Source organism: Stenotrophomonas sp. G4 (genome assembly GCF_003428825.1).
GTDB classification, from domain to species: Bacteria; Pseudomonadota; Gammaproteobacteria; order Xanthomonadales; family Xanthomonadaceae; genus Stenotrophomonas; species Stenotrophomonas indicatrix.
Genome location: NZ_CP031741.1, coordinates 693,108 through 713,212 on the forward strand (window position 1 = coordinate 693,108; position 20,105 = coordinate 713,212).

The 20,105-nt window shown below is 67.4% G+C and carries 12 protein-coding genes and 1 pseudogene; all 13 read left to right on the forward strand.

Going from position 1 to position 20,105, the window contains the following annotated elements; translation table 11 throughout:
- Nucleotides 1-2,211 (forward strand): type II secretion system secretin GspD, encoded by a 2,211-nt coding sequence (gene gspD, locus D0Y85_RS03070; protein ID WP_117309504.1) that lies wholly within the window; start codon nt 1-3, stop codon nt 2,209-2,211.
- Nucleotides 2,212-2,815: 604 nt separating this feature from the next.
- Nucleotides 2,816-3,670 carry a glycosyltransferase gene (locus tag D0Y85_RS03075; RefSeq protein ID WP_117309505.1) on the forward strand — a complete coding sequence of 285 codons (855 nt, stop codon included), beginning with the start codon at nt 2,816-2,818 and terminating at the stop codon, nt 3,668-3,670.
- Nucleotides 3,667-4,505: pseudogene (locus D0Y85_RS03080) on the forward strand (glycosyltransferase family 2 protein). Before D0Y85_RS03075 ends, D0Y85_RS03080 begins: the two are co-directional and overlap by 4 nt.
- A 104-nt stretch (nt 4,506-4,609) precedes the next feature.
- Nucleotides 4,610-5,809 carry a nicotinate phosphoribosyltransferase gene (gene pncB / locus D0Y85_RS03085; RefSeq protein ID WP_117309506.1) on the forward strand — a complete coding sequence of 400 codons (1,200 nt, stop codon included), beginning with the start codon at nt 4,610-4,612 and terminating at the stop codon, nt 5,807-5,809.
- Nucleotides 5,810-6,130: 321 nt separating this feature from the next.
- Nucleotides 6,131-7,669: a BcsE family c-di-GMP-binding protein gene (locus D0Y85_RS03090; protein ID WP_162887610.1), complete on the forward strand. Its 1,539-nt coding sequence runs from the start codon at nt 6,131-6,133 to the stop codon at nt 7,667-7,669.
- Nucleotides 7,666-7,845 carry a cellulose biosynthesis protein BcsF gene (gene bcsF, locus D0Y85_RS03095; RefSeq protein ID WP_025876682.1) on the forward strand — a complete coding sequence of 60 codons (180 nt, stop codon included), beginning with the start codon at nt 7,666-7,668 and terminating at the stop codon, nt 7,843-7,845. Before D0Y85_RS03090 ends, bcsF begins: the two co-directional genes overlap by 4 nt.
- Entirely contained in the window at nt 7,842-9,470 is a 1,629-nt protein-coding gene (bcsG, locus tag D0Y85_RS03100; RefSeq protein WP_117309508.1) for a cellulose biosynthesis protein BcsG, read from the forward strand. Before bcsF ends, bcsG begins: the two co-directional genes overlap by 4 nt.
- Entirely contained in the window at nt 9,470-9,649 is a 180-nt protein-coding gene (gene bcsR, locus D0Y85_RS03105; protein WP_117309509.1) for a cellulose biosynthesis protein BcsR, read from the forward strand. Before bcsG ends, bcsR begins: the two co-directional genes overlap by 1 nt.
- Nucleotides 9,646-10,401, forward strand: coding sequence for a cellulose biosynthesis protein BcsQ (gene bcsQ / locus D0Y85_RS03110; RefSeq protein WP_117309510.1), 756 nt, complete (start codon nt 9,646-9,648; stop codon nt 10,399-10,401). Before bcsR ends, bcsQ begins: the two co-directional genes overlap by 4 nt.
- Complete coding sequence (bcsA, locus tag D0Y85_RS03115; protein WP_117309511.1) at nt 10,398-13,022, forward strand: UDP-forming cellulose synthase catalytic subunit; 2,625 nt, start codon at nt 10,398-10,400, stop codon at nt 13,020-13,022. The genes bcsQ and bcsA overlap by 4 nt, the downstream gene beginning before the upstream one ends.
- A complete protein-coding gene (bcsB, locus tag D0Y85_RS03120) occupies nt 13,019-15,391 on the forward strand; it encodes a cellulose biosynthesis cyclic di-GMP-binding regulatory protein BcsB (protein ID WP_117309512.1) in 2,373 nt (790 codons plus the stop codon). Before bcsA ends, bcsB begins: the two co-directional genes overlap by 4 nt.
- Before the next feature lie 3 nt (nt 15,392-15,394).
- The gene (gene bcsC / locus D0Y85_RS03125; RefSeq protein ID WP_117311836.1) at nt 15,395-18,970 is read left to right on the forward strand and encodes a cellulose synthase complex outer membrane protein BcsC; all 3,576 of its coding nucleotides are present in this window, start codon (nt 15,395-15,397) and stop codon (nt 18,968-18,970) included.
- Complete coding sequence (gene bcsZ, locus D0Y85_RS03130) at nt 18,954-20,087, forward strand: cellulose synthase complex periplasmic endoglucanase BcsZ (protein ID WP_117309513.1); 1,134 nt, start codon at nt 18,954-18,956, stop codon at nt 20,085-20,087. Before bcsC ends, bcsZ begins: the two co-directional genes overlap by 17 nt.
- The last annotated feature ends 18 nt before the right edge of the window (nt 20,088-20,105 follow it).

A 20,105-nucleotide genomic window follows, 5' to 3' on the forward strand; every position in this document is an offset into this window, starting at 1 on the left:
ATGAATCTGCGTTTTCTTCCCTGGTCCTTCGCCCTGACGCTGCTGGTCGGCTGCAGCACCGTGTCGGCCCCGCATGTGCAACGCAACGGCAACCTGCAGCCTTCGGCCAGTGCCGGCCAGGCTGCCGTCGATGCGCAGACCGAGGCGGCCGATCAGGTGCAGGGGGCGCCGCAGGCGGTGATCCGCCGTGGCACCGGCACCATGATCAACCGCGAGGCCGCGCGCAAACCGTCGCCCGCGCTGCATGCGGCCAGCTCCGGTGAAGCGACCTTCAACTTTGAAGGCGAATCGGTACATGCGGTGGTCAAGGCCATTCTCGGGGACATGCTCGGCCAGAACTACGTGATCGCGCCGGGCGTGCAGGGCACGGTGACGCTGGCCACGCCCAAGCCGGTATCGCCGGCACAGGCCCTGAACCTGCTGGAGATGGTGCTGGGCTGGAACAACGCCCGCATGGTCTACAGCGGTGGCCGCTACAACATCGTCGCCGCCGACCAGGCACTGGCCGGCACGGTGGCGCCGAGCACCGCGCCGGCCTCCAGCGCACGCGGTTTTGAAGTGCGCGTGGTGCCGCTGCAGTTCATCTCTGCAAGCGAGATGAAGAAGGTGCTGGAGCCGTATGCGCGGCCCAATGCCATCGTCAACGTCGACAGCGGCCGCAACGTGATCACCCTCGGCGGTACGCGTGCGGAACTGGAGAACTACCTGCATACCGTCGAGATCTTCGACGTCGACTGGCTCTCGGGCATGTCGGTGGGCGTATTCCCGATCCAGTCCGGCAAGGCCGAGCAGGTCGCGGCGGATCTGGAGAAGGTCTTCGGCGAAGAGAGCAAGACGCCCAGCGCCGGCATGTTCCGTTTCCTGCCGCTGGAAAACGCAAACGCGGTACTGGTGATCACCCCGCAGGTGCGCTACCTGGACCAGATCCAGCAGTGGCTGGACCGCATCGATACCGCCGGCGGCAGTGCGCGCCTGTTCTCGCATGAACTGCGCTACATCAAGGCACGCGACCTGGCCGAACGCCTCAGCGAAGCCTTTGCCAGCAGCGGCAACCGCAGCGGGTCCGGCTCGGCATCGCTGGCGCCGGGTGCCATTCCCTCGCAGCTGGGCAGCGAGGGCGACCGCGGCATGGATGCGGGCAACAGCAGCAGTTTCAACAACCAGGTCGGTGGCGGCAGCAGCAGCGGTAGTGGCAGCAGCGGCGGCAGCCTGAACCTGCCGCAGCGCCAGTCGGGCAACGTCAGCATCAGCCTGGAAGTGGAGGGCGACCGTGTCGGCGTGTCGGCGGTGGAGGAAACCAACACGCTGCTGGTGCGTTCGACGCCGCAGGCCTGGCGCTCGATCCGCGAAGTGATTGAAAAGCTGGACGTGATGCCGCTGCAGGTGCACATCGAAGCGCAGGTGGCCGAAGTCGGGCTGACCGGCGACCTGAAGTACGGCGTCAACTGGTTCTTCGACAATGCCGTGGCAGGGCGTGCGCTGACCGGCGCGCTGTCCGGGTTGACCCTGCCCGCAGCAGCCGGCGGCTCCTGGAACACCTTCGCTGGTGCAGTGACCGGCACCGATGGCGTCGGCTGGGCATTCACCGGGCACAACGGTGCGGCGGTGGTCAGCGCGCTGGACAAGGTCACCGACGTGCGCCTGCTGCAGACGCCCTCGGTGTTCGTGCGCAACAACGCCGAAGCCACCCTCAACGTGGGCGACAAGGTGCCGATCAACACCACCACGGTCAACACCGGCATCGGCACCAGCAGCTACAGCTCGGTGCAGTACATCGATACCGGCGTGATCCTCAAGGTGCGCCCGCGCGTCACCCGTGACGGCACGGTGTTCCTGGATATCGTGCAGGAGATCAGCAGCGCATCGGACGTGCCGGAGAACTGCAATCCGCAGGAGCGCAACTGCAATCCGCGCATCTCCACCAAGAAGCTGGCCACCGAGGCGGCGGTGCAGAGCGGGGACACCATCATGCTGGCCGGCCTGATCACCGATTCGGCCACCGATGGCAGCAGCGGCATTCCCGGCCTGAGCCGGATTCCGGTACTGGGTGCGCTGTTCGGGCAGAAGAGCCGCACCAGCCGTCGTTCGGAAGTGATCGTGCTGCTGACCCCGACCATCGTCCGCAACGGCCAGGAGGCGCGCACGCTGACCGACGAGTACAGCCAGCGCTTCCGCGCGATGGAACCGCTGAACCAGCCGCGCAGGAAGTAAGCCGGCCGGGCTGCGCCCGGCACCCTCCGAAGCCGAAGCTGAAGCCGAAGCCGAAGCCGAAGCCGAAGCCGAAGCAACGGCAACGGCAACGGCAACAGCGGGCATTCCGTGGGATGGCGGGGCGGTGTGGGCTGGCAGGACACGCCGTAAACCCGTCCCTGGGGGCTCGATGGCGCCATCCATGGCGCCAACGGTCCTGCCAGCCCACACCGCCCCGCCGCCGACAGATTCCGTGGGCTGTTGGTAGGTGTCGACCTTGGTCGACACATCTTTCAGATATCGAAATACAGGAATGGGGTCAGATCCGTTTTCCTGCGGAAAACGGATCTGACCCCAGGAGTCGTTCAGACAGTTCGCGGAAAACTGTCGAAGGTGGGGGGGTGTCGGATTGCGGGGTGTCAGCCGCATGGATGCGGCTGCCAAGCCTACAAGGACGTACTTGCGGCGTCCCCGCAATCCGATACCGCCCCGCCATCCCCCAGGACCCCAGCTGTTGCTGTTGCTTCGGCCGTGGCTCTGGCTCTGGCCTCTGTGGGTGCCGGGTGCAACCCGGCCGACACCCACCCGGTGCTACGCTGTGGCCACCGACAACCACGGAGGCGGGATGGGGGCGATCGTGTTGTTGCCGCTGGGCGTGGACGACGCGGCACTTGACCGTTGCCTGGCCGCGCTTGATGCCGGTACCGCAGCGGGGACATCGATCTGGCTGGCCGATGACGCGCAGGCCGGGCCACGTGCCCAGGCGGTGGTTGAACACTGGCTGGCACATACGCCGTTGCAGGCCGAATACACCCGCCGCGCCAGGCCACTCGGCGAGGTGGCCCATCTGGACGAAATGCTGCGTGCCTGCGATGGCCTGGACGTGGCGGTGCTGGCCCCGGACAGCGTGCCCGCACCGGGATGGCTGCAGCAGCTGCAGGCCTCGTTTGCGCGCGACGCGGCCATTGCCACGGCCACGCCGTGGTGCAACGTGGGCGAAACCGCGGCGTGGCCGCGCTTGGGCGAGCTCAACCCCGAACCGGACGCCCCGGCGCTGTTGGCCCATGTCTGCGCCGCACTGCCGAGCCTGCATCCTGAACTCCCTTCGGCGGTCACCCACGCCGTGCTGGTGCGCGCCAATGCACGGCGGCGCGCTGGCGGCCTGGATGCAGAAAGCTATCTGGGCTGGAACGCGGCGCTGGTCGATCTGAGCCTGCGCATGGCCGGTCTCGGCTGGCGCAACGTGTTGTGCGAAAACGCCTTCGTCAGCCGCGGCAATGAAGCGCCCAGCCGCGACGGCGACCTGGAAGCACTGGCCGCGCGCTGGCCGGGCTGGATGCCGCGGCTGGCTGACTTCCTGATGCACGACCCGCTGCATACGCTGCGCCAGGACCTGCAGCACGGCCTGCAGCAGGCGATAATGCCGCGCGGGCAGGGCGATCTGTTCGTCCCGCCATCACCGTTGGAGCCGCCTGTTTGAATTCCGCCATTGCCGCCATCGTCGTCACCTACCAGAGCGGCAGCACCATCGACGCCTGCCTGTCGCGGCTGCGCCAGGCGCAGGACGTGGCCGAGATCCGGGTGGTCGACAATGGCTCGCTGGATGACACCCTGGAAGTCGTGCAGCGCCACGCCAGCCACGATCCGCGTGTACGTTTCATCGCCAACCCGGACAATCCCGGTTTCGCCGCGGCCAACAACCAGGGCGTAGCCGATTCACGCAGCCCGTGGCTGGCCTTCATCAATCCCGACCTGATGGTCGACGTCGATACACTGGCAGCCCTGCGTGACCGCGCCGATGCGGTGGGCGACAGTCTGCTGGGCGTGGAGCAGGTGGACGAACACGGGCAGGCCGATGACGCGGTGCGGCGCCGGGATCCGGACTTCCTTGCCATGTTGCGCTCGCCCGGTCGCGGCGCGCGATTGGCCATTGCCCGCGACCCGGCGCAGCCGTTGCAGCAGGTGCCGGCATTGTCCGGTGCGCTGCTGCTGATGCCGCGCGCTCTGTTTGATCGCATCGGCGGCTGGGATGCCGGCTATCGGCTGCACGCCGAAGACCTGGACCTGTGCCGCCGCGTGCGTGAGGCCGGTGGCGTGGTTGCCATCGCCAACGACCTGAAGGTGACCCACGTGCGCGGGGTGTCCAGCCGTTCGCGCCCGTTCTTCGTCGAATGGCACAAGCATCGCGGGCTGTGGCGCTATTTCAGTAAGTTCGAAGCACCGCAGCGGTCATTGCCGGTGCGGGTGGCGGTGTGGGGGCGATCTGGGCCCATGCGCTGGTGCAGGTGCCGAGGTTGCTGCGCAGGTCGCTGTAACGCGCAGGCACATCCACGCATGGCGTGGCTCCACCGCAGAGCGGGTGATGGGGGGGGGCCTCATCGCGGACCCCGGTTCACCCGAACGGGCGCATAATTCCCCCATGCCTATCATCCAGTCCCTGCTCGACACCGACCTGTACAAGTTCACCATGATGCAGGCGGTGCTGCACCAGCACCCCGGCGCGCAGGTTCAATACCGTTTCAAATGCCGCACCCCCGGTATCGAGCTGGCCCGCTACATCGACCAGATCGATGAGGAGATCGACCACCTGTGCAGCCTGCGCTTCAGCAATGAAGAGCTGGATTACATGCGTGGCCTGCGCTTCGTGAAACCCGATTTCGCCGACTTCCTCGGCCTGTTCCACTTGGACCGCAAGTACATCCAGCTGCGCGCGTCGAAGACGGTGCCCGGCGAGATCGAACTGGACATCACCGGTCCGTGGTTGCACACCATCCTGTTCGAAGTGCCGTTGCTGGCGATCATCAACGAAGTGTGGTTCCGCAACACCACCACGGCCGATTTCGCCGAAGGCGAACGCCGCCTGCAGGCCAAGGCCGCGCTGCTGCGCGATACCCCCGGCTTCGAACAGTGCCGCATCGCCGACTATGGCAGCCGCCGCCGCTACTCGCGCGACTGGCATGCACGCCTGCTGCCGCTGCTGCGCGATGCGCTGGGCCCGCAGCTGGTCGGCACCAGCAACGTGCACTTCGCGCGCCTGTATGGCATGACGCCACACGGCACCATGGCCCACGAATACCTGCAGGCGTTCCAGGCACTGGGTCCGCGCCTGCGCGATTCGCAGGTGGCGGCGCTGGAATCGTGGGCGCGCGAGTACCGCGGTGACCTTGGCATCGCCCTGTCCGACGTGGTCGGGCTGGACGCGTTCCTGCGCGACTTCGACATGTATTTCTGCAAGCTGTTCGACGGCGTGCGCCATGATTCGGGCGACCCGTTCGACTGGGGCGACCGCATGCTGGCCCACTTCCAGCTGCGCCGCGTCGACCCGCGCAGCAAGGTGCTGGTGTTCAGCGATGGGCTCGACATCACCAAGGTGATGCGCCTGTACGACTACTTCCGTGGCCGCTGCCAGGTGGCGTTCGGCGTGGGCACCCACCTGACCAACGATCTGGGGCCGACCCCGCTGAACATCGTCATCAAGATGGTCCGCTGCAATGGCCAGCCGGTGGCCAAGCTCAGTGACTCGCCGGGCAAGAGCATGTGCGACGACCCGGGCTACCTGTCCTACCTGCGTCAGGTGTTCGAGCTGCCAGCGGAAGAGAGACCTGCCGTCACAAAGTGACGCGCTACGTCATCGGCTGCGATCGACGCCCGTGGCGTAGTTTGTGATGCATATCACATTTGTGTGGCTGAAATTCACAGAATCGCTTACGATCTGGCGACAGGATGTTTAGCAGGCCTTGAGGGAGTTCTGCGGTGAAGGTTCTTTCCGTTTCCGGTCCTGAAGCAATCACGATGGAACCGGTGGTCAAGGCGCTGGGTGAGGCGCCGGACCACCGCACTGATGAATGTGGCGCGTGTGATCGGACGAACGTCCTTCGCTGCTGCGTTCCCCTGCATGTCTGCCGGTGAGCGTGCCCATGGCCGCTGAAGAGAGCTGCGCGTGACGGCGCCCCAACTTGCCATTGCCGGCATGCCGGCCGAATTCGTCGAAATGCGCGGTGGCAGCGTGTACTGGGTGGTTGCCGCCGGCAGCGCACCGGCCGATCTGCTCGGCGCCAGCGCATTGATCGGTGCGGGCGATCTGGATGACGTAGTGCTGGCGACGCTGGGGCGCGGCGTCGAGCCGATGTTGTCTCTGCTGACCCCCGAACAGGGCCCTGCACGGGTGCGCATGTTCCAGTGTTCGCACCAGGGCATGCAGCAGACCCTGCGCGGCCTTGCCGGGGACCTGCCCCGGGCATCGGGCGCGACAACACGCATGGCCGTTGTGCAGTTCCCGGTGGCCGCGCTGGACGGCTGGGACGATGCGCGCTTGTCGCGCTGGTGCCAGCACCTGCAGCAATGGGCGCAGCAGGCTGCGCAGGTTCTGTTGCTGCTGTGCCACGGAGAGGTGGCCACGGTCGCGCCACGTCTGCTGCCCTTGAACCGGAGCTGTGCCGGCGTGGCCCAGTTGCATCCGCACCGCGGTGCATTGCAGCTGCTGCTGCATTACTGGACCAACAGCCATGGGGTCGTCGCACAACGTGCCTTCACCGTGGAGCAGGTCGGTCAGCGTTTGCAGCGCGTGGTCGACCCCGAGGTCGAAGTACAGTCGGTGGCCGGGGAGGGCGGCAGCGACCGCGACCTGTTCCTGGCCCAGACCGATGTGCTGGAAGGTGCCCCGCCGTTGTCGTCGGCCTGGCGCCTGTATGAGGGCTGGGCTGGGCTGATGCCAGCCGCGCTGCAGGCACGCGAGGCCACGGTGGTGGTGGCCATCAGCGAAAACGCGCAGGTCGATGCCCTGGCGCGATTGCTGCATCGCCTGCGGTGTGAGCGCGGCGATGCTGTGAAGCTGGTGGTGCGCGAACTGCAGCCCTGCCTGCGCTACGCCGACGAGCGGCTGCTGCTGCAGTGCGGTGGCAGTCTGGTGGTGCCTGCCCATACTCCGTTGCCTCGCCTGCTGACCTTGCTGGACACCGTGCAGCGGCAGCGTTGGCAGGGACAGTTGGCTGACGATCCGGAACCGTTGATCCGTGCGCACCGGCCGCCGTCGATCAGTGGCCAGGTCAGCGCGTCGCGGTTCCGCCAGATCGCCAGTGAACGCATCGACCAGGACGGCAGCGCCGTGGAAAGTGCGGTACTGGCACTCCAGCCGGTGGCGGGGCTGCGCGCCGAGCAGACGCTGCAGCAGCTGCGCATCCGCCGCCAGGGCGACCTCGCCTGCGTGTACCGCGGGCAAGTTCGGCTGTTCCTGTTCGGTTGTCGCCGCGATGCCATCGAACAGGCGCTGGGCAATCTGTTCCGCCTGCCCTGGCGCGAGCTGTTCGATGGTTACCAGCGGTTGGCCGAATACGATATCGCGGCGATGAATGCCAGCGGCAGCGATCCGGACACCGAGCTGCTGCCGCCGCCTGTGGAACCGGCGGCAGCTGCGGCTGCCACGATCGTCGCAACGCCCTTCGCCACACCCACACCGTTGCGGCTCGGAGACGACGCATGACCACCGACCAGCAGCTGTGGACGTTGATCGTCGCCTGCGCGGTATTGATGATTCCGTTCGGCGCGATGCTGGGCGTGCTGTGGCGCGGCCTGCGCCGCCGCGTCGGCGGGTGGTTGCCGCCGCGCCACCTGCGCCGGGCGGGTGTGCGCCAGCGTGCACCGCGGAGGCCGGCATGAGTCCGCAGGCGCTGCCCGCATCGCCGTTCGCCTGGGCCGACCTGCGCGGCTGGAACCTGTATTTCCTGTCCAAGGTGGTGCTGGCCTGGATGGGCGCGCTGGACCTGAAGATCCTGCCCAATCTGCTGTTCCTGGGCGCGCTGCTGGTGCCGCTGCGCTGGCGCTGGGCGCGCATCGCGCGCACGGTGGTGGCTGTTCCCGTGGGCGTGGCGCTGTACTACCACGACACCTGGTGGCCGCCCTTCCAGCGATTGCTGGCGCAGCCGGGCGTGCTCGATTTCTCTGCCGACTACTGGCTGGAGCTGGCCCAGCGCTTCATCAACTGGCAGATGGTGGCGGTGCTGGCCCTGCTGCTGGTGGGCTATTACCTGCTGAAACCGTGGCTGCGCATCACCACCCTAAGCGTGCTGGGCATGCTCGGCATGGCGGTGGTCGCGCTGCCGCTGCCGGCAGACCTGGTCGCGCGACAGGGCCAGGCCGTGGCTGCCACGGGCAATACGGGCGGCGGCCGCGCGCCGCTGGCACCGGCCAGCAACGACAATCTCAACGCCTGGCTGGCAAGCTTCTACCAGCAGCAGTCGAGTTTGAAGACGGCCTTCCCGGCGCCGGCCAGCGGCGCGCCGTTCGACGTCATCATCCTCAACATCTGTTCGCTGGCCTGGAGCGACCTGGACGAAGTAGGACTGCGCCAGAACAATCTGCTCGACCGCATGGACGTGGTCTTCGACGATTTCAATTCGGCAACCGCCTACAGCGGGCCGGCGGCCATCCGCCTGCTGCGCGCCAGCTGCGGGCAGACTTCGCACACGGCGCTGTTCCATCCGGTACCGGCCGAGTGCCAGCTGTTCTCCAACCTGCAGCGCCTCGGCTTCCAGAGCGAGCTGGCCATGAATCACGACGGCCACTTCGACGATTTCATCGGCGAGCTGTCCAAGTACGGTGGCCTGCAGGCCAAGCCGATGGACATCAATCCACTGCCGCGCGCGCTGGTGGCGTTCGACAAGTCACCGTTGCGTCGCGATGGCGACGTGCTGAACAGCTGGTTCAAGCAACGCCAGGCCGAGTCAACCCAGCAGGTCGCGCTGTTCTACAACACGATCTCGCTGCACGACGGCAACCGCATCGTCGGCGCCGATGGTCGTGCCAACGCTGCCGACTACAAGGCGCGTGCGCAGATGGTGCTCGGTGACATGGCCGGCTTCGTCGACGCGGTGGAGAAGAGTGGGCGCCGCGCCATGATCGTGGTGGTACCCGAACACGGTGCCGCACTGCACGGCGATCGCATGCAGATCCCGGGCATGCGTGAAATCCCCAGCCCGTCGATCACCCACGTGCCGGTAGGCGTGAAGCTGGTCGGCATGGGGGCACCTGCTGCCGGTGGCCCGCGCCACATTCCCGAACCGAGCAGCTACCTGGCCATCTCCGAACTGGTGGCACGGGTCTACGCGCTCAACGCGCAGTCCCCGCCTGCCGACCGTGACTGGGACAGCCTGCTGAAGGGGCTGCCACGGACGCCATCGGTTTCCGAGAACGAAGGTGCCAAGGTCATCGACTACGACGGCAAGCCGTGGCTGCAGTTGCAGGGCAGCCAGGCCTGGAGCCCTTACCCCGAGGACAAACGCTGATGGCTGCCGACATCCTCGCGGTGCCCACTACGCTGTCGGTCGAGGAAGACGACATCGACCTGCTGCGGCGCAGCCTGAACATGCCGGAGATGCCCTACGTGGACTTTTCGGCGCAGCGCGAGCGCGCGCACGCGTTGGCACGCTGGCCGCTGCTGGCGGAACTGGAGCAGCAGCCATGAGCACCCTGTTGTCTCTGCAGGGCGTGCATGGCGGCACCGGGGTAACCACCGTGCTGGCGGCGCTGGGCCAGGCCCTGCACGCGCAGGGCCAGCGCGTGCTGCTGGTCGAATGCAGCCCGGACCAGATGCTGGGCCTGCACCTGGGCCTGCCCGCGAAGGAAGCGGGCGGTTGGGCGCGCGCCCAGCTTGACGGAGGCGACTGGCGCGCGGCGGCCTTTGCCTGTGCGCCGGGCCTGGCCGTGCTTCCTTATGGCCGCGTCGATGACGCCGAGGCACTGCACATTGAGCAGCAGCTGCAGGCTGCGCCGGCAACCTGGGCCGAACGCATGCCGCTGTTGGCAGCGCAGTTCGACTGGGTGATGTTCGACCTGCCACAGCGGCTGCCGGCCCACGTGGCCGCGATCAACCAGCATGCTGCTTGCACCTTGCCGCTTCGCCTGGCCTGTGTCGATCCGGCCAACCATGTGGTGCTGCAACGGCACAGTGACGACGTACGCCGTGTGCTGGCCAACCGCTACGATCCTGCCGTGCCGGTACAGCGCGACCTGATGCAGTTGTGGTTGCACTCGCATGCTGCGCTCCTGTTGCCGCAACCGTTGCATGAGGATGCGCGGGTACCGGCGGCGTTGGCCAGCAAGCAGCCGCTGGGCCGCTATGCGGCCGATTCGCTGGCCGCCGCTGATATCGATGGTCTGGCGCTGTGGTGCCTGGCCGAGTCGGCCCGGCGGCAGGCGGAGGGCGCGCACCGATGAGCGCGCGGGTCTACTACCTGCATTGGAGCCGCCTGCGTGATCGGGTCCATGCGCCGTGGGCGACCTGCCTGGTGCTATGGCTGCTGCAGGCCATCGGCTGGGCGTTCCTGCGCCTGGAAGCCCCGTCCTGGCAGGCATTGGCACCGCGCCTGCGCAGCGCCTTCCCGCAGTTGCAGGGTGACCGTCGCTGGCGCCCCGGCGACCCGATCCGCTTGCTGATCCAGGCGCTCTGGTTGTCGATCGTGCGCTTGGTGCCGCGCCCTTCGCAGCGCCGGCAACGCTTGGCGCGCGCGCGCCGGCAACGCATCGCCGAGCTGCGCGGCGCCGCCGGGCGTGGCCACCTGCGCTACGTGCGCGCAATGCGCGATGCACCCAACGAGGTCTGGAACAGCCGCTTCATGGCCTGGATCAGCCAGCGCCTGCAGGGGCTGTCGCCGCGTACGCGCAATCTGCTGACCTTCCTGGTCGGCCTGGTCACGCTGGGCCTGGCCGTGCTGTGCATCACCCAGCCGTTCACCTACTTCGCGCAGTTCGTGTTCGTGCTGCTGCTGTGGGTCATCGCCCTGCTGGTGCGGCGCATGCAGGGGCGCTACGCCACCCTGGTGCTGGTGGTGCTGTCGATCACCGTGTCCTGCCGCTACCTGTGGTGGCGCTATACGGCCACGTTGAACTGGAACAGCACCTTCGACCTGGTCTGCGGGCTGGTGCTGCTGGCTGCGGAAACCTACTCGTGGCTGGTGCTGATGCTGGGGTATGTGCAGGTGGCCTGGCCGCTGCGCCGTCGCCCGGCGCCGCTGCCCGCCGATGTCCAGCAGTGGCCGACGGTGGATGTGCTCATTCCCACCTACAACGAAGACCTGGCCCTGGTGCGGCACACCGTGTACGCGGCAATGGGCCTGGACTGGCCGGCCGACAAGCTGCGCATCCACATTCTCGACGACGGCAGGCGCGAAGAGTTCCGCGCCTTCGCCGAACGTACCGGAGTGAACTACATCACCCGCACCGACAACCGCCACGCCAAGGCCGGCAATCTCAACCACGCCCTGACCCTGATCGATGGCGAACTGGTGGCGATCTTCGACAGTGATCATCTGCCGGTGCGTTCGTTCCTGCAGGTCTCGTGCGGCTGGTTCCTGCGCGACCCGAAGCTGGCGCTGGTACAGACGCCGCACCACTTCTTCTCGGCCGATCCGTTCGAACGCAACCTACAGGTATTCCGCAGCGACCCCAACGAGGGCGAGTTGTTCTACGGTCTTGTGCAGGATGGCAACGACCTGTGGAACGCGGCCTTCTTCTGTGGTTCCTGCGCGGTGCTGCGCCGCGAGGCGATCGATGCCATTGGCGGCTTTGCCACCGAGACCGTCACCGAAGATGCGCATACTGCGCTGCGCCTGCACCGCAACGGCTGGAACTCGGCGTACCTGCGTATCCCGCAGGCGGCTGGCCTGGCCACCGACAGCCTGGGAGCGCATGTCAACCAGCGCATCCGCTGGGCGCGCGGCATGGTGCAGATCTTCCGCATCGACAATCCGCTGATCGGCAAGGGCCTGAGCCTGTTCCAGCGCTTCTGCTACGCCAATGCGATGCTGCACTTCCTCGCCGGCATTCCACGTCTGGTGTTCCTCACCGCGCCGCTGGCGTTCCTGCTGCTGCACGTCTACATCATCTATGCGCCAGCGCTGGCCATCCTGTTGTTCGTGGTGCCGCACATGGCCCACGCCAGCCTTACCAACGCACGCATCCAGGGCAAGTATCGGCGGCCCTTCTGGGGCGAGGTCTACGAGACCGTGCTGGCCTGGTACATCGCACGGCCGACCACCATCGCGTTGTTCAGCCCGGGGCGCGGCAAGTTCAACGTCACCGACAAGGGCGGCACCCAGGCCGGTGACCGTTTCGACTGGCGTGTGGCACGGCCATACCTGGTGCTGGCACTGCTGAACGTGCTGGGCCTGTGCTTTGCTGTCTGGCGTTTCATGCACGGCCCGGCTGACGAACGCGGCACCGTGGTCGTCAGCTCGCTGTGGGTGCTGTACAACCTGCTGATCATCGGTGGCGCGCTGGCTGTTGCCGCCGAGGTGCAGCAGGTGCGCCGCACCCATCGCGTGACGACGCGCTTGCCGATGGCCCTGCAGGTCCCGGATGGTCGCCGCCTGCGCGGCGTCATGCAGGATTACTCCAACGACGGTGTCGGCATCGAGCTGGGCGACGACCCGCAGCTGCTTGAGGGGCAACCGGTGCAGGTGCTGCTGGGCCGGGGCCGCCGCGAGTTTGCGTTCCCTGCACGGGTGCAGCGCAGCGTCGGCCATCGCCTCGGCCTGCTGTTGACGTTCGACAACGAACGCCAGCGCGTGGAATTTGCCCAGTGCACCTTCGCCCGTGCCGATGCGTGGCTCGACTGGCACGCCGGCTACCAGCCCAAGAGCCTGCCACGCAGCCTGTGGAGCGTGCTGGTGCTGGGTTGGCGCGGTTACCGGCGGATGGGCGACTTCACTCCGTTCGACCTTGACCGTCCCGCGCACTGGAACCGTCGCCTGCTGCGCTGGCTGGCCAGTTTCGCCCCGCAACGTCCGCTTCCATCCCACCCGGCTGACCCAGCCGCTGATCCAGGGCTTCGTCCATGAGCATTCCGTCCTCTCTGCGCTGGCTGCTGCTGCCTCTGCTGGCCTTGCCTGTGGCCTCGGGCAACAGTGCGCCGGCGCCGGCACGCACGCCGACCACCGGTTCCACCCCGGACGCACCGGCTGCCCAGGTCGCCGTACCGACCCCGGTGGCGGCTGCAGCGGTTCCTGCGCAGCGCAGTGAAGCTGCACTGCCGCAGACCTGGACAGGCAGTGCCTGGCCTTGGCAACGCGAAAGTACCTTCGCCCAGTTGGGTCGTCGCCAGGACACGCTGTTGTCGGGCGTGCGCAACGCGACCACCTTCGAATTCCAGGTGCGCCGCGACCGGCTCGCGCGCGAGGCCGAACTGGACCTGAGCTTCACACCGTCGCCGTCGCTGCTGCCGACCCTGTCGCACCTGCGGGTCTATCTCAACGATGCGTTGATGGGCGTGGTGCCGATCAGCAACGACCAGCTTGGCCGCCCGGTGCAGGCCAAGCTGCCGCTGGATGCGCGCCTGATCGCAGACTTCAACCAGGTGCGGCTGGAATTTGTCGGCCATTACACCGACATCTGCGAAGAACCCACCCACAGTTCGCTGTGGGTGAACCTGTCCAGCAACAGCACGCTGCGCCTGGGCGGACAGCTGCTGGCGATGCAGGATGACCTGGCCAACTTCCCGCTGCCGTTCTTCGATCCACGCGACACCGCGCGCCTGGAGCTGCCGGTGGTGTTCGGTGCCGCACCGACGTTGGCCCAGCAACGCGCCGGTGCGGTGATGGCCTCTTACTTCGGCAGCCTGGCCGGCTGGTGGCGGCAGGCGCGCTTCCCGGTCAGCTTCGGCCAACTGCCGGCGCAGGGCCATGCCGTGGTGCTGGCAGTCAATGGCAAGTTCCCGCCGGTGATCGCCAACCATGCACCGGTGAAGGGCCCGGTGGTCGAGCTGATGGCGCTGCCGGAGGATCCGCAGCGCAAGCTGCTGCTGGTGCTGGGCCGCAACGATGACGATCTGCAGAAGGCGGTGGCGGCGATGGCGGCGGGCAACGCGTTGTTCCGTGGCCGCCAGGTCAGCATCGACGAGGTCAAGCCGTTGGCCCCGCGCAAGCCGTACGATGCACCCAACTGGGTGCGCACCGACCGCGCCGTGCGCTTGGCCGAACTGCTCGACTACCCGCAGCAGCTGCATGCAAACGGCGTGTCGCCGCAGCCGATCACGGTCAACCTCAACCTGCCGCCGGATCTTTTCATCTGGCGCAACCAGGGCATTCCGCTGAACCTGCGTTACCGCTACACGCCGCCGTTCGGCAGCGATGAATCACGATTGGGCGTAGCGATCAACGACCAGTTCATTTCCAGCTTCCCGCTGGTACGCCGCAACGGCAAGCAGGGTCTGGAGGAAATCCGCCTGCCGGTGCTGGCCGGCGACGCCGGTGCCGACGACGGCCGCCTGCTGATTCCCTCGCTCAAGCTGGGCGACCGCAACCAGCTGCGCTTTGATTTCAACTTTGCCAGCGTGATGGGCAGTGCCCAGCGCGACCACTGCCAGACCGTGCTGCCGCCGAACCTGCAGGCGGCGATCGAAGAAGATTCGACCATCGACTTCTCCGGTTTCCACCACTACATGGGCCTGCCGGACCTGTCTGCATTCGCGCTCAGCGGTTTCCCCTTCAGCCGCATGGCCGATCTGTCCGAGACGGTGGTGCTGGTGCCGGCAACGGCGAGCGAGTCGCAGGTCAGCCTGCTGTTGAACCTGGTGGGCGGCCTGGGCGTACAGACGGGGTACCCGGCCTATGGCCTGCGCCTGTCCGACGACTGGAAGCAGGCCAGCGCACTGGATGCCGACCTGCTGATGCTCGGTGCAATGCCGGCAGAGCTGCGTGGCAGCGATCAGTTGTCGCTGCTGATCGATGACCAGCGTACGCGCCTGCTCAATGGCCAGTCACCGTCGCCGCAGCTGGCGATGGAGCAGGCCCGTCGCGGCAGCCGTGCCGGTGATCCGGCAGTTACCCAAGTGGCGGTCACCGCCGAAGCGCCCTTCGCGGCGATCATCGGCCTGCAGTCGCCGCATCACGCGCAGCGCAGCATCGTCTCGCTGGCGGCCAGCAATGCCGCCGACTACGGCCTGCTCGACGAAGCCCTCAGCGATACCGGCAAGCGCCAGGCGATCGCCGGTTCGGTGGCGATCCTGCGCAGTTCGGGCATCCACAGCCAGTTCGTCGGCGACCATTACTACGTTGGCGCGCTGCCGTGGTGGCTGCTGCTCTGGTACCACCTGGCCGACCACCCGGCACTGCTGGCGGTGCTGGCCACGGTGGTGGTGCTGATGGTGGCATTCCTGTTCTGGCGTGTGCTGCGCTGGGTGGCAGCCAAGCGGCTGGATCCGGGGCACTGATTGATGGTGCGTATGCCGCCGTCGCTGGTCGCCGCCTCCGGCCTGGTCCTGATCGGGCTGGCGGGCCCGTGCGCGGCGCAGGCGCTGCCAGCCACGCCCGGCGGCACTGTCGCCGAGCAGCGGCAATGGCTGCTGCAGCAGGTGCGCATCGGCGAGGCCAGCGGCCGTCAGGGGCTGATCGAAGATGCCCTGGCCCGGCTGCGCATGCTGGCACCGGACGACCGCAGCACCCTGGTGGCGATCCTGGAGGTGCAGCTGTCGCAGCAGAAGATGGAAGATGCCGATGCGACCCTGCAACGGTTGCGCCAGCTCGGCGCCGGCAGCCGCGAACTGGCCGCCGGTGAGCGCCTGTGGCGCGCCTATCGCGGCGACCTGCAGCAGGAACTGCAGCAGGCACGGCTGTTCGCCGCCGGTGGTCGCAGCGACGAAGCGTTGCTGATCTACCGCCGTCTGTTCAACGACGATCCACCGGGGCTGCAGCTGGGCCTGGAGTACTGGCGCCTGCGCGGCACGCAGGCCAGCGGGCGCGACGCCGCAATCCGCGAACTGACCGCGCTGGACCGCAGTTATCCCGGCAACACCACCCTGTTGCAGACACTGTCGCAGCTGTTGTTCGCAGCCGGGCGTGATGCCGATGCCCTGGCCGCGCTGCAGCGCATGGGGCGCAATCCGGAAGCGCGCGCGCTGGCGGCCGATGCCGAATGGGGCTACCTGCAGGACCAGCCTGCCGACGAGCGCAACGTGCGTCGCCTGCAGGAATTCATCACCCGCAACCCCACCTTCAGCGACATCGCGCTGGTGCGCGAACGCTATGCCGAACAGCGCAAGCGGGTAAGCGATCCCTCCTGGCGCGCCGGCCTGCGTGGCCAGCAGCTGCTCGACGCCGGTCGCAATGCAGAGGCCGAGCGCGCTTTCCTGCAATCGCTGCGCGGCTATCCGCGCGAAGCGGAGTTCCTCGGTGGGCTGGGCATGGCCCTGATGCGGCAGGGGCACCGCGAGCAGGCCATCGCCTATTTCCAGCGTGCCGTGCAGGCCACTCCCGCAGGCGATACCAGCGACAGATGGCGCGACCTGATCACCAGCACCCGCTATTGGCTGCTGCTGGACCAGGCTGATGCCGCGCTGGCCGCTGCCAGGCTCGATGACGCTCAGGCGCTGTATTCGCAGGCGCGCCGGCAGCAGCCGCGCGAGATCAATGCCATCCTCGGCCTGGTCGATGTCGCGGTGGCACGCGGCGACGATGAGGCCGCCGAGCGGCAGCTGCAGACGGCGCAGCGGATCGCCCCGCGCGACGCCAATGTGATCCGCAAACTTGTGCAGCTGTATGGCCGTACCGATCCGCAGCGTCTGGAAACCTTCATCAATACCTTGCCTGCAGCGCAGCGCAGCCTGTACGCCGAAGACCTGCGCCAGCTGCAGATCAACCGCCTGCGCGAGCGTCGCGAGCAGGCGTTGGCTGCTGGCGATTCCGATGTGGCCATCACCCTGGGCCGCGAGCTTCGAGGTGAACTTCCCGGCGATGCCTGGCTGGCCTATGCGCTGGGCAATGAACTGCGGGCGGCCGGCAAGCTGGACGAAGCAGATGCGGTGGTTGCCGATATGGCCGCGCGCAATGCCGGCATCGAAGCGCGTTACGCGCAGGCGCTGTACCTGTCCGGCTCCGATCGCCTGCCACAGGCGCTGGCCGTGCTGGAAGGCGTGCCGCGCGCGCAGTGGGACGATGACATGCGCGCCTTGTCAGAACGCCTGCAGCGCCAGCAGCTGATCGATCATCTGTGGGAACTGCGCGCGCAAGGCCGGGAAGCAGAAGCCATTGCCCTGCTGCAGCAACAGCCGCCCAGCGCGGACAACCAGCTGATCCTGGCCGAGTGGGCGCGCCTGCGCGATGATCATGCACAGGCGCTGCACTACTACCAGCAGGTGCTGGCGGTGCAGCCGGACAATCTCGATGCGCAGCTGGGGCGGCTGCAGGCCTGGATCGGCACCGGCGACCTGGCCAGTGCCCGTCGGCAGATGCACGACGCGCCCCCGGTGGTGGCCGATGATGCGATCGGCCAGCAACGCCAGTTGGCAGCCATCTGGACCGACCTGCATGAAGACGCCAAGGCACTGCAGATCCTGCGCGCGCTGCTTGCCCGCAAGAGCGCACCGGACGCGCAGTCCTGGCGCGATGCGGCGCGCCTTGTGCGGCGCGACGATCCGCAGCAGGCGTTGGACATGTACGCACGGGCGATGGCCGACAATGGCCTGATCGCACCGTCGCAGGCGCAGCCGCGCGACAACCGCGCGTTGACCCTGGCCAGTCGCGAAACCGCCGGCGACGACTGGTTGCGGCGCAGCCTGCGCAGCGACGTGGAAACCCTGTACCAGCAGGAAAACCCGACGCTGACCGTGATGCAGGATTCCGGCCGTCGCAGCGACGGCACACCTGGCATCTCGAAACTGACACGCGATACCCGCATTGCCCATCTCGATGCACCGTTTGCCGGTGGCCTGGGCTGGGCGCGCATCGAGCAGGTGCATTTCGATGCAGGCCGTTTCCAGACCGATGCCGATGGCACCTACAGCGACGATTTCGGCAGCTGCGACCTGGGCCTGCTGCAGGCCGACGGCACGCAGCTGCAGGCGCCGGGCTGCACCCGCTACGTACACCAGCGGCGCAGTTCGGGTGCCGGCTTTGCCGTCGGCTGGCGCACCCTGGATGATCGCTGGAATTTCGATATCGGCCATTCGCCGTCCAACTACGTGGTGGGCAACTGGCTGGGCGGCGTCACTCTCAATGGCGACCTCGGCCGGCTGGGCTGGGGAGCGACCGTATCGCGGCGGCCGATGACCAATTCGCTGCTGTCGCAGGCTGGCGCGATCGATCCACGCAGCGGCATTGCCTGGGGCGGTGTCACCGCCAATGGCGTGACCTTCAGCCTCGGCTACGACGAAGGCGGGCGCAACGGCGTGTGGTCGAACTGGAGCTGGCACCAGCTCATCGGTCACAACGTGGTGGACAACACCCGCGCGCGGGCGATGGTTGGCTGGTACCACAAGCTGATCCAACGCCCGGACATGCGCCTGGATGTGGGAACCACCGCGATGTACTGGCGCTACCAGAAGGACCTGGGCGGCTATTCGCTGGGGCATGGCGGCTACTACAGCCCGCAGCGCTATGCGTCGCTGAGCCTTCCGGTGGGCTTCGCCTGGCGCAACGACGACTGGTCGGTGCGCGTTGATGGTTCGGTCAGCGTCTCCAACGCACGCACCCGCTCGATCAGCCGCTTCCCCGACGAGGCCCTCATCCAGCGCGTGATCGCACAGCTGGAACCGCAGTACGGTCCGCTGCAACTGGACCCGGATGGCCTGTACACCACCGATGGCAGCAGTACTGGTACGGGCTATCGCCTGTACGCGGCGGTAGAGCGGCGCCTGGGTGATCACGTCGTGCTGGGTGCGGCCGGTACCCTGCAGCGCAGCCGCGATTTTTCGCCGAACACGTTCCAGTTGTACCTGCGCTATTCCTTCAAACCGTGGCAGGGCAACCTGCCGTTGCCCGTCTCTCCGCTGGTGCCGTATGGCGAATTCCGCTGACCTGCAACGCCGCCGTCTGCTGCAGGCGACAGTCCTGCTGCCGCTGCTGGGCAGCGCCGGCGTTGGCGCGGGCACCACAGCATCGCGTTGGCCGGCCTGGCAGGTGCTGCAGGACAGCAGCCTGAGCCACGATGGGCGCATGATCGACCGCAGCCAGGAGGATCAGCGCAGCACATCGGAGGGCCAGTCCTATGCACTGTTCTTCGCGCTGGTCGACAACGATCCTGCATTGTTCGACCGCATCCTGGCCTGGACGCAGGACAATCTCGCAGGCGGTGACATGGCCGCGCGCCTGCCAGGCTGGTTGTGGGGGCAGGGCAAGGAAGGCTGGCGCCTGCTGGACGACAATCCTGCATCCGATTCGGACCTGTGGCTCGCCTACGCACTGCTGGAAGCTGCACGCCTGTGGCGCCGCCCCGCGCTGCAGGCCATCGCCGAAGGCATGCTGGCACAGGTGCGCGCGCGCGAAATCGTGCAGATACCCACGCTGGGGCCGATGCTGCTGCCGGGGCCGCAGGGATTCATCGAAGACGGTGCCACCCGGGTCAATCCGAGCTACCTGCCGCTGCCGTTGCTGCGGCGGTTCGCAGCGGTTGATCGAAGCGGCCCCTGGCAGGCGCTGGCCGACAACACCGTGGCCCTGCTGCAGCAGACCAGTCCGCATGGGTTCGCGCCGGACTGGGCCGCGTGGAAGGACGGCAGCTTCATCGTCGATCCGGTGAAAGGGGCTGTGGGTGGCTACGACGCCATCCGCTGTTACACCTGGGCCGGCATGACCGCGCCGCGCGATCCCTTGTTCCGTCGCCAGCTCAGTGCGCTGTCCGGCCCGTTGCAGCGCCTGCGCAGCGGTGCGCCGATGTGGGAAAAAATAGACACGCGCACCGGCAAAGGGCAGGGCGAGGGCAATTATGGGTTCCGTGCCGCACTGCTGCCCTACCTGCTGGCACAGGGGGAAAAATCCCGTGCTGCGGCGTTGCTGGAAAGCCTGCCCAGCGCCGAGCAGCAGCGCGCCGACGAGCCCGCGTACTACTCGCAGATGCTCACCCTGTTTGGTCGCGGCTGGGCCGAAGGCCGCTGGCGTTTCGCTGCCGACGGACGCCTGCAGCCGCGCTGGTGATGCAACGGCCGGGCGATG

Coding starts and splice junctions, on each gene's coding strand:
- bcsG (WP_117309508.1), top strand. CDS start 7,842: ATGAGTCCGCAGGCGCTGCCCGCATCGCCGTTCGCCTGGGCCGACCTG.
- bcsF (WP_025876682.1), top strand. CDS start 7,666: ATGACCACCGACCAGCAGCTGTGGACGTTGATCGTCGCCTGCGCGGTA.
- bcsB (WP_117309512.1), top strand. CDS start 13,019: ATGAGCATTCCGTCCTCTCTGCGCTGGCTGCTGCTGCCTCTGCTGGCC.
- bcsQ (WP_117309510.1), top strand. CDS start 9,646: ATGAGCACCCTGTTGTCTCTGCAGGGCGTGCATGGCGGCACCGGGGTA.
- bcsC (WP_117311836.1), top strand. CDS start 15,395: ATGGTGCGTATGCCGCCGTCGCTGGTCGCCGCCTCCGGCCTGGTCCTG.
- pncB (WP_117309506.1), top strand. CDS start 4,610: ATGCCTATCATCCAGTCCCTGCTCGACACCGACCTGTACAAGTTCACC.
- bcsR (WP_117309509.1), top strand. CDS start 9,470: ATGGCTGCCGACATCCTCGCGGTGCCCACTACGCTGTCGGTCGAGGAA.
- gspD (WP_117309504.1), top strand. CDS start 1: ATGAATCTGCGTTTTCTTCCCTGGTCCTTCGCCCTGACGCTGCTGGTC.
- bcsZ (WP_117309513.1), top strand. CDS start 18,954: ATGGCGAATTCCGCTGACCTGCAACGCCGCCGTCTGCTGCAGGCGACA.
- D0Y85_RS03075 (WP_117309505.1), top strand. CDS start 2,816: ATGGGGGCGATCGTGTTGTTGCCGCTGGGCGTGGACGACGCGGCACTT.
- bcsA (WP_117309511.1), top strand. CDS start 10,398: ATGAGCGCGCGGGTCTACTACCTGCATTGGAGCCGCCTGCGTGATCGG.